This window comes from Lentiprolixibacter sp. (assembly GCF_982873095.1).
On sequence record NZ_CEYNTP010000006.1, the window covers coordinates 1 to 13940 of the forward strand.

General features: G+C 47.8%; 16 protein-coding genes. 7 read left to right on the forward strand and 9 right to left on the reverse strand.

Going from position 1 to position 13940, the window contains the following annotated elements; translation table 11 throughout:
- On the reverse strand, positions 1–710 hold a 710-nt coding region (locus AC4E7D_RS00890; RefSeq protein WP_490171913.1), incomplete at its 3' end, for a sterol desaturase family protein.
- Between the two features lie 54 nt (positions 711–764).
- Positions 765–1265 carry a YkgJ family cysteine cluster protein gene (locus tag AC4E7D_RS00895; protein ID WP_490171914.1) on the reverse strand — a complete coding sequence of 167 codons (501 nt, stop codon included), beginning with the start codon at positions 1263–1265 and terminating at the stop codon, positions 765–767.
- A gap of 97 nt (positions 1266–1362) precedes the next feature.
- Here AC4E7D_RS00895 and AC4E7D_RS00900 point away from each other — a divergent pair, with 97 nt between their 5' ends.
- Entirely contained in the window at positions 1363–2067 is a 705-nt protein-coding gene (locus tag AC4E7D_RS00900) for a class I SAM-dependent methyltransferase (RefSeq protein WP_490171915.1), read from the forward strand.
- Between the two features lie 45 nt (positions 2068–2112).
- Entirely contained in the window at positions 2113–2916 is an 804-nt protein-coding gene (locus AC4E7D_RS00905; RefSeq protein WP_490171916.1) for a hypothetical protein, read from the forward strand.
- Here the strand turns inward: AC4E7D_RS00905 and AC4E7D_RS00910 are convergent.
- Positions 2913–3545, reverse strand: coding sequence for a 7-carboxy-7-deazaguanine synthase QueE (locus AC4E7D_RS00910; RefSeq protein ID WP_490171917.1), 633 nt, complete (start codon positions 3543–3545; stop codon positions 2913–2915). The two genes, AC4E7D_RS00905 and AC4E7D_RS00910, sit on opposite strands and share 4 nt — an antisense overlap.
- 124 nt (positions 3546–3669) lie before the next feature.
- Here AC4E7D_RS00910 and AC4E7D_RS00915 point away from each other — a divergent pair, with 124 nt between their 5' ends.
- Genes AC4E7D_RS00915 through AC4E7D_RS00930 form a run of 4 tightly spaced genes read left to right on the forward strand, consistent with a single transcriptional unit; the run spans position 3670 to position 7052 of the window.
- Positions 3670–5190 (forward strand): helicase HerA-like domain-containing protein, encoded by a 1521-nt coding sequence (locus AC4E7D_RS00915; RefSeq protein WP_490171918.1) that lies wholly within the window; start codon positions 3670–3672, stop codon positions 5188–5190.
- Between the two features lie 6 nt (positions 5191–5196).
- Entirely contained in the window at positions 5197–5745 is a 549-nt protein-coding gene (locus AC4E7D_RS00920) for a hypothetical protein (protein WP_490171919.1), read from the forward strand.
- A gap of 16 nt (positions 5746–5761) precedes the next feature.
- The gene (locus AC4E7D_RS00925; RefSeq protein ID WP_490171920.1) at positions 5762–6601 is read left to right on the forward strand and encodes an alpha/beta fold hydrolase; all 840 of its coding nucleotides are present in this window, start codon (positions 5762–5764) and stop codon (positions 6599–6601) included.
- A 31-nt stretch (positions 6602–6632) separates the two neighbouring features.
- Entirely contained in the window at positions 6633–7052 is a 420-nt protein-coding gene (locus tag AC4E7D_RS00930; protein WP_490171921.1) for a VOC family protein, read from the forward strand.
- Positions 7053–7056: 4 nt separating this feature from the next.
- Here the strand turns inward: AC4E7D_RS00930 and AC4E7D_RS00935 are convergent, their stop codons facing one another.
- Genes AC4E7D_RS00935 through AC4E7D_RS00950 form a run of 4 tightly spaced genes read right to left on the reverse strand, consistent with a single transcriptional unit; the run spans position 7057 to position 11215 of the window.
- Entirely contained in the window at positions 7057–7242 is a 186-nt protein-coding gene (locus tag AC4E7D_RS00935; RefSeq protein WP_490171922.1) for a hypothetical protein, read from the reverse strand.
- A 13-nt stretch (positions 7243–7255) separates the two neighbouring features.
- Positions 7256–8227, reverse strand: coding sequence for an aldo/keto reductase (locus AC4E7D_RS00940; protein ID WP_490171923.1), 972 nt, complete (start codon positions 8225–8227; stop codon positions 7256–7258).
- Positions 8224–9468 (reverse strand): ADP-ribosylglycohydrolase family protein, encoded by a 1245-nt coding sequence (locus tag AC4E7D_RS00945; RefSeq protein ID WP_490171924.1) that lies wholly within the window; start codon positions 9466–9468, stop codon positions 8224–8226. The genes AC4E7D_RS00940 and AC4E7D_RS00945 overlap by 4 nt, the downstream gene beginning before the upstream one ends.
- Positions 9469–9481: 13 nt before the next feature.
- Positions 9482–11215: an alpha/beta hydrolase-fold protein gene (locus AC4E7D_RS00950; RefSeq protein ID WP_490171925.1), complete on the reverse strand. Its 1734-nt coding sequence runs from the start codon at positions 11213–11215 to the stop codon at positions 9482–9484.
- A gap of 120 nt (positions 11216–11335) precedes the next feature.
- Between AC4E7D_RS00950 and AC4E7D_RS00955 the strand changes: the two genes are divergently transcribed.
- Complete coding sequence (locus AC4E7D_RS00955; RefSeq protein ID WP_490171926.1) at positions 11336–11497, forward strand: hypothetical protein; 162 nt, start codon at positions 11336–11338, stop codon at positions 11495–11497.
- Between the two features lie 37 nt (positions 11498–11534).
- On the opposite strand, the gene folD is transcribed toward AC4E7D_RS00955, so the two are convergent.
- Positions 11535–12419 carry a bifunctional methylenetetrahydrofolate dehydrogenase/methenyltetrahydrofolate cyclohydrolase FolD gene (gene folD / locus AC4E7D_RS00960; protein ID WP_490171927.1) on the reverse strand — a complete coding sequence of 295 codons (885 nt, stop codon included), beginning with the start codon at positions 12417–12419 and terminating at the stop codon, positions 11535–11537.
- A gap of 35 nt (positions 12420–12454) precedes the next feature.
- Positions 12455–13783, reverse strand: coding sequence for a signal recognition particle protein (gene ffh, locus AC4E7D_RS00965; RefSeq protein WP_490171928.1), 1329 nt, complete (start codon positions 13781–13783; stop codon positions 12455–12457).
- Positions 13784–13940: the final 157 nt, after the last annotated feature.

Consider the following 13940-nt stretch of genomic DNA (forward strand, 5'->3'; position numbering starts at 1 on the left):
AGTTTCATAAAAGTCCCGAACAAACGGTCCCAGATCGAAAAGATATTTCCGTAGTTAGAATCCGTGTAAGGAAGTACATAGTGGTGGTGTACTTTATGCATATCAGGGGACACAATGACCCAGCTGATCACATCATCCACGCGTTTTGGCAAGCGTATGTTGGCATGGCTGAATTGCGTAGCCAGCAGGGAAAGGGATTGGTACAACATTACAATCCCAATAGGGGTGCCCACAATGAATACCCCCAGAAGGGTAAATCCAAACCTGATAAAGCTCTCAAAAGGGTGATGGCGATTGGCCGTGGTGGTATCCACTTCATGATCTGTATGATGCACGAGATGGATCATCCACAGGGGCTTTACCTTATGCTCCACAAAATGGGCAAGGTAGGCACCGATAAGGTCAAGCAACAATACCCCAAGCAGAATATACAGCCATAAAGGCATATCCGGGATCCAGTTAATGATCCCAAAATTGTTGGCCGCTACCCAATCACTGCTGTTCAATAGCAGAAAAGCCAGAGCGAAGTTGATGACGATCGTGGTAAGGGTAAAGAAAAAATTCGGCAGGGCATGCCGCCATTTTTTGTATTTGAACCTGAACAGGGGAACGGCTCCTTCCAGCAACCAGAAAAAAGTAATCCCAAGCACCAGCAAGGCGCTCCGGTGGGAGGAGGGAATGGTTTCAAAATAATTCAGAATAGCTTCCATAGGCCTCAAAAATAAGACTTTCCGGTATTAGGAGAAAAAACTTGGCGCAGCCCTTTAAAAATCTTTGCCCAGATGCGCCTTCATTTTTTCAACGATATTAAAGGCTGCAGGACAGATAGCGACATTCTTTAAGGTGAGGTTGCTGATCTGTTGGAAATTTTTACGGTCGGTATGGGGAAATTCCCTGCACGCTTTAGGGCGGTAGTCATATATTGTACAGTAGTTGTCCGCCCCTAAAAAAACACAGGGCAGTTCTTGCAATACATAATCCTGTTCTTCATCCAGCCGTAAATAGGTTTCGATGAATTTTCCGGGTTTCATTCTTAGTTTCCTCGATATCCTTTCAATATCCACCTGGGTAAAAAGGGGGCCTGTGGTCTTGCAGCACTGGGCACATTGCAAACAATCCGTTTCCGCAAATTCATTATCGTGTAACTCCTGCATTAGATGATCCAGGTGCTTGGGGGGTTTTTGCCGAAGTTTCCGAAAAAACCGTTTGTTTTCCTGATGTTTCCTCGCCGCAAGGGAAGGTAAATGCTTCAGGATGTTTTCCATATGTTTATCGCCCGTCCCAGCCATTTTAGGAAGTTGTTGTATTTTTTCAATCGACTCAAAAGTCTCACATTTGTAAACAATTCGCAAATCACAGGAGATGGACCTCTATGGCCAAGCGCTTCTCGACTACCAGGAAGGGAATTACCAGGAAGACCTGATCACGATTTCCTCTCTCGAACAGGAAGACCTGCTTCCCCTGCCTCACTTATTCCGGGATTTTGAAAAAATGCCCCCCCTGGAACAGGAGGCGCTTAAGGCATGCAGGGGACATGTCCTGGATGTGGGTTGTGGAGCGGGAAGTCATAGCCTGTACCTTCAGGAAAATGGCTTTAAAGTCACTGCCCTGGATATCTCAGCAGGGGCGCTCGAAGTCTGCCGCAAAAGAGGTTTAAAACATTTGGTGCGCGGCGATATTATGGAATTTTCTGGCACACAATTTGACACCATTCTCATGTTGATGAACGGGATAGGTATGGCAGGAAAGATCGCACAGCTGGGCAAGTTCCTTGACCACCTGAAAGGTCTTTTGGCCCCTGGTGGACAAATCCTCCTAGACAGTACAGACATCCTGTATATGTACGAAGAGGAAGATGGAAGCTTCCGGATACCGGGCCATCTGGATTATTATGGGGAACTGACCTTCCAACTAGGTTATAAGGGAGAACGGGACACCCCTTTCCCCTGGTTTTATATAGATTATAACTTGCTAAAAGATATTGCGGAAAACCACGGGTTTCAATGTGACTTATTATATTCCGGGGAACATTTCAATTATTTGGCCCGCTTGTCGATTAATGCATAATACGGCCCGGCCTGCTGCGTTATAAACATGAAAGAAAACAATGCTATGAAAAGATCTTCATTATTTTTATTCCTTCTGGCGGGATTCCTGCTTTTGAATTGCGCCAAGGATGACGGTCCGGACACCATTAATGACCCGGGCATCGATAAATCCGCCAACCTACTGGCTACAGGTGATTCTGCCCATGATCTTCTGGCCAATACTAATTTTACGGACTTGCTTATTGAAATCGCTTATGTAGAAGGATTCCAGCCAACGCAGACAGCGATATCAAATTTTGAAGATTTCCTCAGGGAGCGCACTTTTAAGCAAAATATAAGCTTTCAATACCTCAGTTTGCCTTCGCCAGGTGAGGAGACCCTCACGCTACAGGAAATCGCAGACCTGGAAAGTGAAAACCGTACGGCCTATAATCAAGGGAATACGCTGGCGCTCTACATTTATTTTGCCGACGCCCCTTCGGATGGAGACGATGAGCAGCAGGGATTAGTTACCCTGGGTGCCGTATACCGAAATACCTCCATGGTAATTCACGAAAGTACGGTAAGGGCTTTGGCCGGACGAAGTGCACTCATTACTGTTGCTGATGTGGAAGAGGCCACCCTGACACACGAAATGGGCCATCTATTCGGGCTTGTGGACCTGGGATCCGCACCGGTAAATGCTCATGAAGACCCGCAGTCTGATAATCACTGTGATATTGACGGATGTCTGATGCGGGGCGAACTGGAATTCGGAGGCGGCCTTATGGGGATAATGGAAAGTCGGGTCCTTACGGGAAGAGGGCAGGCCGTTCCCGGACTGGACTCAGAATGTGTACTTGACCTTCAGGCTAACGGGGGCCGTTAGGGAATTTTCAGATATTTATGGGTCTGCAGGGATACCCGCCATTTCGGGTTTTTCATTACATAATCCACGATCAGGGGCATCACCTTTTCCCGTACACTCCACTCGGGCTGCAGGTACAAAATACAAGTTTCACTGACTTTGGCGGCCTGTTCTTCCGCAAAAATGAAATCGTGCTTGTTGTAAACGATCACTTTTAACTCGTTTGCCTTCTCATAGATCTCGCCGAAAGGCAATTTGGTTTTTTTAGGGGAAAGACAGATCCAGTCCCATTCACCCGTAAGTGGATATGCCCCGGATGTTTCTATGTGAGTCTGAAGCCCTTTTTCTTTTAAGGCCGTGGTTAAGGGATCCATGTTCCAGGTGAGCGGCTCCCCCCCAGTTACTACTATTGTATCAGAATATTTGGCCGCATCGGTTACTATCTCTTCTATTGCAGTGGGGGGATGCGTTTCGGCATTCCAGCTTTCTTTCACATCGCACCAATGGCAGCCTACATCACATCCTCCAACCCGGATAAAGTAGGCGGCTGTGCCCTTATGGTAGCCCTCGCCCTGTATGGTATAAAAAGCCTCCATCAGGGGAAGCATGGTCCCCTCTTCTACCCTTTCCATGACCTTTTTCTCTGCCATTCGGCAAAGATAGCATTTAACAGGCATATCCATTTCGGATACCTTTCAGATTTGGATGCAATTCCGGGAATTGTCAATTCCCATATCCCAAAAAATTGCCCTATTTTTAGCCTAAATTTCAGCCATGTCAAGTAAAGAAGAATTTTTCGCCCATATCGAGAAGGGCTATGCTACCAAGGGGGATTACCTGATACTAGGTGCTGCCATGTTTGAAGGGGAGCCGGTACCAGAAGCTTTCGTGAAGGTACCCCTGAAAACTTTGAATCGCCATGGCTTGATTGCAGGGGCCACAGGAACCGGAAAGACAAAAACCCTGCAGGTCATCGCCGAAAACCTCAGTGAAAAAGGTATTCCAGTGTTGCTGATGGACCTGAAGGGGGACCTTAGCGGTCTTGCACAGCCCAGTCCCGGACACCCCAAGATAGATGAACGGCACGAAAAGATAGGCCTGCCTTTTGAACCCAAACGGTTCCCGGTAGAAATCCTCTCTCTATCTGAGCAAGAGGGCGTAAAACTGCGGGCCACGGTATCGGAATTTGGGCCAGTATTGCTTTCCCGCATCCTGGATCTGAGTGAAACCCAGGAAGGTATCGTAGCAGTAATTTTCAAGTATTGCGATGACCATAAGTTGCCCTTGCTGGACCTTAAAGATTTCAAGAAGGCTCTGCAATATGCCACTGGGGCGGGTAAAAAGGAATTTACGGAAGCCTATGGCCGGATCTCCACCAGCTCTACCGGCACGATTCTCCGAAAGATCATCGAACTGGAACAACAGGGAGCCGATCTCTTTTTCGGGGAGAAATCTTTCGATGTGGACGACCTCACCCGTATAGACGAAGAGGGTCGGGGTATGATCAATATTATCAGGCTAACCGATATACAGGACCGGCCCAAACTGTTTTCCACATTCATGCTGAGCCTCCTTGCAGAGATCTATTCCACCTTCCCGGAACAGGGTGACAGTGACCGGCCGGAACTGATTTTCTTCATCGATGAGGCACACCTCATCTTCAAACAAGCCTCAAAGGCGCTGCTTGAACAGATTGAAGGCATTGTTAAGCTCATCCGTTCCAAGGGAATCGGACTTTATTTTGTTACCCAAAACCCCACGGATGTGCCCAATGAAGTGCTGGCGCAACTCGGCCTGAAGGTACAGCATGCCCTCAGGGCCTTTACCGCGCGTGACCGCAAGGCCATCAAGCTTACGGCTGAGAATTACCCGCTCTCTGATTATTATGACACCAAACAGGTCCTCACTTCTCTGGGGATAGGAGAAGCCCTGATTACCGCATTGGACGAAAAAGGTCGGCCCACCCCCCTTGCTGCCACAATGCTTCGGGCACCCATGAGCCGAATGGACATCCTTACCCCTGCCGAGTTGAAGGCTGAAATTGGTCGCTCCAAACTGGTGCCGAAGTACAACAAAGTGATCGACAGGGAAAGTGCCTATGAACTGCTCAATGAAAAGATCGTGCGTGCTGAGGAAGAAGCAAAAAGGGAAGCGGAAAGAGAAGAAAGAAGCAGTAAATCAAGGCGTAGCAGCAGAAGCCGCAGGAGTACACGTCAAAATCCGGTGATTAAAGTGCTTACCAGTGCCACCTTTATTCGGGGAGTACTGGGAGTTTTAAAGAAAGTGATGCGTTGATCCGTTATGAAAACCCGTTTTATCCCCCTGATGCTATTGGCTGCCGGCTTTTTCTGGCAATGTCAGACCGAAAAGAACCTGGAATTCATCATCCGTAAGGATGGCGTGGGCTGGCTCAATAAAGATACTGCCTTTTCCGAGGTAGAAGCCCTCTATACCACAGATTCTGTTGTACGGGATTCCTCCAGTTCTTTCTCAAACGTAGCGCGTATCCATATTTTTGAAAAAGGGGGAAAACCCCTTTTGATGGTTACCCCTGATAAAGACAGCATACCCGGTATAGCCAATATCCGGATCAACGATCCGCGATACCTTACAGAAGAAGGGGTGGGACTGGAAAGTACTTTTAAGGATATCAGGGATAAATACGAGATCAGGAAAATCGTAACGTCTATGAACAATGTAGTCCTCTTTGTAAAGGGGCATGATATTTATTTCACGATCGACAGGCAGGAGCTCCCTGCAAGTCTTCGCTACACGAGGGACATTAATATTGAAGCGATCCAGATTCCCGATAAAGCCCGCATCAAATACCTCATGATCGGGTGGGAGTAAATGTTTATCGTGTCTGATGTATAAATTGTTAAACCAGATCCTCCCGCTGCTATACGGGGCGTACTTTAATATTCTGGCCCTGTTTTCGGAAAAGCTCGCTGCTGAAAAGGCATTTACCTTGTTTTGTACCCCCAGAAAGGGAAAAGTACTCCCACTGCAGGAAGACTATTTGGAAAATGCACGGGACCGTGTTATTGAAATTGGGGGCATTACCTTACAAACCTACCACTGGCCCGGGGCCAAAGAGCGCGTTCTCCTTTTGCACGGTTGGGAAAGCAACACCTTCAGGTGGAGGAATCTCATTAAAATACTAAGGGCAGAAGGATTTGACATTGTAGCCTTTGATGCCCCGGCGCATGGGAAGTCTGGTGGGGAAATCCTGAACGTCCTCTTGTATGCAGAGTGCGTGGAACACATCCGCAAAGCGTTTCAACCAAAGTATATCGTTGGGCATTCCGTAGGGGGAATGACTGCCGTGTACCACCAGTATGTGTATGGGGCAAACGGAATAGAGAAAGTAGTTACTATTGGTTCCCCTTCAGAATTTCCGGAGATCATGGAGCACTACCAAAAGATACTCAAATTCAACAACCGGGTAATGCGGGCGCTGGATAATTACTTTCAAAAACATTTCGGCTTTGGGATAGCTGATTTTTCCACCTCAAAGTTTGCTGAAAAACTACAGGTAAAAGGCTTACTCATCCACGACGAACTGGATGCCATCGCACCGTTCAGCTCATCGGAACGCGTACACGCGAGATGGAAGAACAGTGAGTTGTTCAGGACTTCCGGATTGGGGCACTCCCTGCATCAGGAAGAGGTAAACTACAAGATCCTGGATTTTTTGAAATCCTAGAAAAGGGCTATTTTTAATGAAAATATACGATATGGAAATTACTCCTTTTCACGTTGCTATACCCGTACATAATCTTGAAGAATGCCGAACCTTCTACCGGGAAGTGCTGGGTTGTGAGGAAGGGCGCAGCAGCGACCATTGGGTAGATTTTAACCTGTTTGGCCATCAGGTGGTCATCCACTACAAACCCAAAAGTAGTGAGGAGCTACACACAAACCCGGTAGACGGTAAAAATGTGCCCGTACCCCATTACGGAGTGGTCCTCCCCTGGGAGACCTTCCAGTCCTTTTCGGAAGCACTGAAAACCAAAGGGGTTTCGTTTGTCATCGAACCCTATGTGCGTTTTGAAGGCCAGGTAGGGGAACAAGCCACCATGTTTTTCCTGGATCCTGCGGGAAATGCCCTGGAATTCAAAGCCTTTAAGGATATGGGGCAATTGTTTGCCAAATAGGGTGTTATTCCGGTTTACGGAACCTTGCCCTTAGCCACATCAATACCCCAAAAATCACCCCGAAAATCAGAGCTTCCTTTCCTTCATTAATCCAAGTTGCCATGCTGTAATCCTTTTCGAGGATAACGGAGATTACCGTGTAAAGCACCACAGCGGCAATAATTTGAGAGGCTAGTTTTTTCTTGTCCATTTCTATACAATTCCTATTGCGACCACGCTGTAGGCTTGCGGTCCCAGCGATGCTTTCTAAGTTCCTTGTGCAATTCTTCAGGCAGCCCAACACCGTCACTCGTACTTACATTGGCAAGTACATTTTTCAGCTTCCGCATTCCAGGAATGGTAGTACTCACGGTATCGTTCATCAGAATAAACCGAAGGGCCATTTCTGCCATGGTCATGCCCTCCGGAACTACCGGCCGCAGACGGTCTGCATGGTCTGCGCTGGCATGCAGGTTTTCCGGGACAAAATAAGTACCCCTCCAATCCCCTTCCGGGAATACGGTTTCCCTGGTGATATTTCCTGTAAGGGTTCCTTCATCAAAGGGCACCCGGGCAATAACGCCGATATCCAACTCCTCACATAAGGGAAATAGTACGTCTTCCGGAGCCTGGTCAAAAATATTATAGATCACCTGTACCGCGTCTATTAAGCCCGTATGCAGGGCCTTGATCCCATTTTCAGGTTCCCAGCGGTTCATGCTGATCCCCATGGATGCGACCTTCCCGGAGGTCTTGAGGTCTTCAACCGTCCGCTGCCATTCTTCGCGATCCGTCCAGCTGTCATCCCAGGTATGGAACTGCATCAGGTCGATTTGCTCCCTTCCCAGATTCTCCAGGGTCTTATGGGTGTATTCCAGGATGTGTTCCCTTGGGTAGGATTCATCAAAACTGTAGGTGGGCTTGGCGGGCCAGCAGAAATTTTTTGGGGGGATCTTACTGGCCGTATACAACTTCTTGTTCGGGAAACTTTTTAAAAGTTTGCCCAAAAGCCGTTCACTATGACCTTCCCCATAACCCCAGGCCGTGTCAAAAAAATTGACCCCCTTTTCTGCAGCTACTTCAAGGGATTTCATCGATAGCTGGTCGTCTGATTCCTTCCAGCCACCCATGCCCCACATGCCGTAACCAATTTCACTTACCTGCCACTCCGTCCTTCCAAATCTTCTGTATTTCATGGTTTCACTTTTATACGATAAGTTATTCTTCCGTTTTTCTCCTGTATTACACCACCATTTTCGACTATTGCCTGCTCAGCTACCACCAGAATACGGTCGATCAGGTCTGAAATATACGTTAGGTTTGGTAATTCATCCCGGGAATAATTGATATACTGATTGTTAAACGGTTCCTCCCAGCTTTCACTAAACCCCACTTCGTGTGTTAAAGCCCTGGGTATACAAGAAGCCCCTTGCAATACTCCGATAAAACCCGCGCAGGTAGCTGCCTGGTTATCACAGTCAAATCCTGCTGTTACCGCTATTCCCGTAGTCCTGATAAAGTCTCCCTTTCCATAAAGTATAGCCATGGCACCACAGAGGCCATTGACCATAGCGGAAACCTGATGATACCAGGGGTCTTCCACTTTGCTGGGATATTCCAGATAATTTTTTTTAATCAATTCCCGGGTTACTCTCCAGTCGGCATGTTGCTTATACCAGCCTTTAACGTCCTCAAGTCCCTTGTAAAAAGGACTGGTCTCCGGGATATAGGACATACCGATATCATATAGTTTTTCAATATCCCTCTCAAAAAAGGCCGCGCTGTAAAGGGCTGCATAGAACATGGTAGGATGGGTACCCCAGTCGTCACTGGTAATCCTGGCCCCCCATGCTGCCCGAGAAACTGCCTGATCAACCATCCCCGGGTAAAAAACACTCCAGATCTCATTGACCAGTTGGGGATCAATGGCAAACCAATAGGGATTGTTTTCCTTTTTTCCGGTTTCCGGTGCCACCAATCCTTCCTCCATAAGATCACGCGCTTTACGGTTACTCACCCATATAAAGCGGTTGATATGTTTTTTCCAGACTTCTGTGATTTCCTGGTAATTGAGGTCCAAACCGTAGGATTCCACCGCATGCAGGGTTACAAATTCTATATCTGTATCGTCATCTGACCAGGCTCCACACAGGGCATCCGCGAAAATATTTACATTCCCCCTGCGGTCTGTATGGTTCATCTTTATCGTTAAAGAATCTGTAGCGTTGTAATAGCGGTCAATAAAGACGGGTGCAGGCTGCTCATTATAGACAAATTCAAATGGAAACCCCATATAATTCCCTACCAATTGACCCAACCAATAGCCTTCGATCTTAGTGCGAAGTTCTTTTTGGCTAATGCTGCGGTACTCCTGTGAAATGCCCGTTGTGCACAGAAGACCCCAAAGGATCATGGAATACATCCGAACCATATACATTGAGGATTAGTTATTATCGGTAACGCCAACTGCTCAGGTCGGCACCTGGTGGAGCACTGGCCGCTATTCGTTTCATGATTTTTGGCACGTACATGCTATTGTACCGCAGCCTGCTCAGGTGGTTGGGCAATTCAGGATCCCCATTCCAGCAATGTTCTGCCCGGTCGCCATACAATACTTCCCCCTCGTAGTAGGGGTCGGTAGTGCTTTCAAGAAAGTCTTCCATCAGATATACAGCATTATTCAGATAGTAGTTGTCCATATCCCCGCAATAGATATGGATTTTACCACGTAGCTTATCCCCCAGTTTATCCCAATCGCGCTCAAGGATGTAGCGCAGGTCATGGTTCTCTTTCCAGTAGGTGGCAACGTTGGGGTTTATTTGTCCTGTGTATTTGTCCCACAGCCGTTCCGGGTAACCCTCAGGTCCTTGAGGGGAATAGGTGGCTTCCCAGATATCCCATTGCTGGCCCGACCTGGATTTGTCACCCAGGACCAGTTCGAGGTGGTTGTATTCACGTACCGTGGTCTGAATTTGTCCCAGGTAGTCCCTGTGCGCAGGAACTTCCAGTTTCTTATGGTTACTGGGGTAGTAATAGGCGTTTGTATCTTCATAAATATTGGTAAGGCAGTACGCCCGAAAATCAATAGGGTCCGGACAGGCAGCAAAACAACCGTTGTACTCGTCCGGGTAATTGACCTGAACAGCAAGGGCTTCCCAGCCCCCTGTTGAACCCCCGTAAAGAAAGCGGGCCCAGCCTTCACCAATCCCCCTGAATTCCTTTTCTATGTGGGGGATGAGTTCATAGGTAATCGCATCCCCATAAGGTCCCTGGCTTGCCGAATTTACTGCATAGCTATCATCGTAATACGGAGTGGGGTGCTGTATTTCTATGATCAGAAAACGCGGAAAATCCGGTTCGTTCCACCGTTTATAGAAATCATAGGCCTCCTGTTGCTGAATGATGTTGTATCCATCCACATCAAAACGTGCTGAATACTGTGGTTCGAGATCTTCGTCGGGCGGGGTTGTTCGGAATCCTCCGAAGTCAGAGGGGAAATGTCCGTGAAAAACCATGAGGGGATACCGGGCCTCAGGATGGTCGTAAAACCCCTTTGGTAATAAAATATGTGCGCCCAGATACATATCCCGACCCCAGAATTCGGATAATTTTTCTGACCTGATCTTGATATGCTTGATCCATTCTGTATCCTCAGGCTCAGGGATAGGAGGTATCACCTGGTCCAGGACGATATCAAAAGTGGCTTTACCGTTTTCCGGGATCGTTATTTTCTTGGGCTGGCTGTACAGGTTTCCGGGAGAGCGGTTCCACTGCTGTCCTTCTCCGTTATCCATTGGCAACTGCACAGTATGTCCTGTTGACAAATTAAAGGTTTCGTATACGTGGAGCAGCCCCTGTGCCCAATACTTCCCGGGAGGCAGATCCGAAAGGCTTTCATACGGAAAGCCAAAAACCCCGGCATCAAATACCTTTTGTTCGCCGGGTGCCATTTCCGTCACGTTTTGGCCAAAAATGGGTTGCGCATTTAATCCCGGGGTAATCTGAAACCTGGGTTCCTGCTCGTCATTGTCTGACAGCAATAGTAACAGCCTTCCGTCACCGGGAGGATCGGATAGCGTTTCAGAGATGGAAACCTTAAAAACGGTGTCAGCCTTGGATGTAGCATCCATTTTACAGGAAACCACGGTAAAGGCGAGAAAAATTGGGAAAATGATCTTATACACGGCAGACTATATTTTCGATAAAAGGTACTGATTTTGTACCGTCCTGCCATACCATACCCTCCTTTTTATACGTTATAACTGGACGTATAACAGCAGGGCGACCTGCTAATCCGTGGTGTTATGAAAAAGTTAGTTGTTTATGTACTTGTTATCCTATTTGCCATTGCTGGCGTGGCCGGATGCACTAATGACGAGGGAGGGGAAGACCTGGATGTAATCACCCCGGCAGACAGTACTCAATCCCGTCATTTGGTCAAAACCGGAACGGTTACTTCTTTTTAATTCAGTTAGAAGAAGATTCCCCTAGAGTTTAGAACATTTACTTTCTGCTGCGGTGCCTTTCCCTGGCGAGTAAGGTGTTTTTCAGGAGCATGGCAATGGTCATGGGACCAACACCCCCTGGTACGGGAGTAATAAATGATGCCTTTTTACTGACGTTCTCAAAGTCCACATCCCCGGTGATGTAATACCCTCTTTCCCTGCTGGTATCAGGTACACGGGTAATTCCCACGTCAATGATCACCGCACCTTCCTTAACCATATCTGCCTTGAGGAAACCGGGCACACCAAGGGCAGAAACCACAATATCGGCCTGCCTGGTGAGTGCTTCAATGTTCTTCGTACGGCTATGGGTAAGCGTGACCGTGGCGTTAGCATTTTTTCCCTTCTGGCTCATCAGGATACTGATGGGGCGCCCAACGATATGGCTTCTCCCGATGACCACAGTATGTTTGCCTTCGGTTTCCACATTATACCGCTTCAAAAGCTCCATAATACCGAAGGGTGTTGCGGAAATAAAGGTTTCCATATCCAGGGCCATTTTACCGAAGTTGGTAGGGTGAAACCCGTCTACATCCTTGTCCGGATGTACGGCCATCAGGATCTTCTCCTCGTCGATGTGTTTGGGCAGGGGTAGTTGTACGATATACCCGTCTATGTCTGCATCCTCGTTCAATTCCTGGACCAGCTCAAGCAGGGCTTCCTCTGTAGTATCTTCGGGAAGGTGTTTCAGCGTAGATTCGAACCCAATGCGCTTGCAGGAACGCACCTTGCTTCCCACATAGGTTAAACTTGCACCGTCATTACCAACCAGCACCGCCGCAAGGTGGGGCACCTTCTCCCCTTTTTCTTTCATTTCGGCCACTTGCGCGGCAATTTCTTCCTTAATTTGGTTTGAGATCTTCTTGCCGTCTAATAGGACCATAGGGATGGATATTGGTTACTGATTATTCTTTGGTGTTATCGCATGTTTTGCATCATTTGCATCATTTTTTTGCCTCCGCCGCCCTGCATCATCTTCATCATCTTGCTCATCTGGTTGAATTGCTTGAGCAACTGGTTGACTTCCTGTATATTCCTCCCGCTTCCTTTGGCAATTCGCTTTTTTCTGCTGGCATTCAGCTTATTGGGGTTCGCCCTTTCGTCAGGGGTCATGGAATGGATGATGGCTTCCACATGTTTAAAGGCGTCATCATCGATATCGATTCCCTTTAGGGCCTTCCCCGCTCCGGGGATCATCCCCATAAGGTCTTTCATGTTGCCCATTTTCTTGATCTGCTGGATCTGCTTCAGGAAATCGTCAAAACCAAACTTATTTTTGGCAATCTTCTTCTGGAGCTTACGGGCTTCTTCCTCGTCAAACTGTTCCTGTGCCCTTTCCACAAGCGAGACCACATCACCCATACCCAGGATCCTGTCGGCCATTCGGGCGGGGTAGAACACATCAATGGCCTCCATTTTCTCACCTGTACCAATAAACTTTATGGGTTTATTCACTACCGATTTGATGGATATGGCCGCACCACCACGGGTATCCCCATCGAGCTTGGTAAGGATCACCCCGTCAAAATCTAGGACATCGTTAAAGGCCTTGGCCGTATTTACGGCATCCTGACCCGTCATGGCATCTACCACGAAAAGGGTTTCCTGGGGTTGTACGGCATCCCTGATGTTGGCGATCTCCGTCATCATTTGATCGTCTACTGCCAGTCGACCCGCCGTATCGATGATCACTGTATTGAACCCATTGGCTTTGGCATACTCCACGCCTGCCTTGGCCAGGGATACAGGGTCACTATTCTCCCTGTCTGAATATACCGGCACCCCGATCTGGTCTCCTACCACATGCAACTGGTCAATCGCCGCTGGCCGGTATACATCACAGGCTACGAGGAGGGGGTTCTTAGATTTTTTCTTCTTGAGGAAGTTGGCCAGTTTTCCGGAAAAGGTGGTTTTACCAGAACCCTGAAGCCCTGACATCAGAATTACAGACGGACTACCCGAGAGGTTGATCCCTGCTGCATCGCCTCCCATCAGTTCGGTGAGTTCGTCCTTGACAATTTTCACCATTAACTGCCCGGGTTGCAGGGTTTTCAATACATTTTGCCCCAGGGCCTTTTCTTTTACCCGGTTGGTAAATTCCTTGGCGATACGGAAGTTCACGTCGGCATCCAGAAGTGCCCTGCGCACCTCTTTGGTGGTTTCCGCCACGTTGATCTCGGTAATCTGTCCATGCCCTTTTAATACGTGCAGGGCCTTATCCAGTTTCTCGCTTAAATTATCAAACATCCTCTACTGCTTTACTGAAGAAGTGCAAATTTAAGAATATCCCCCAGAAGAGGGAAACCTCAGCTGCCAAATATAAAATGTGAAAAGGGCAACTCCGGATTAGAGTTACCCTTTTCAGCAAAATTGGGGGCAAATAAGGTGATTTTTATGGGTTTAC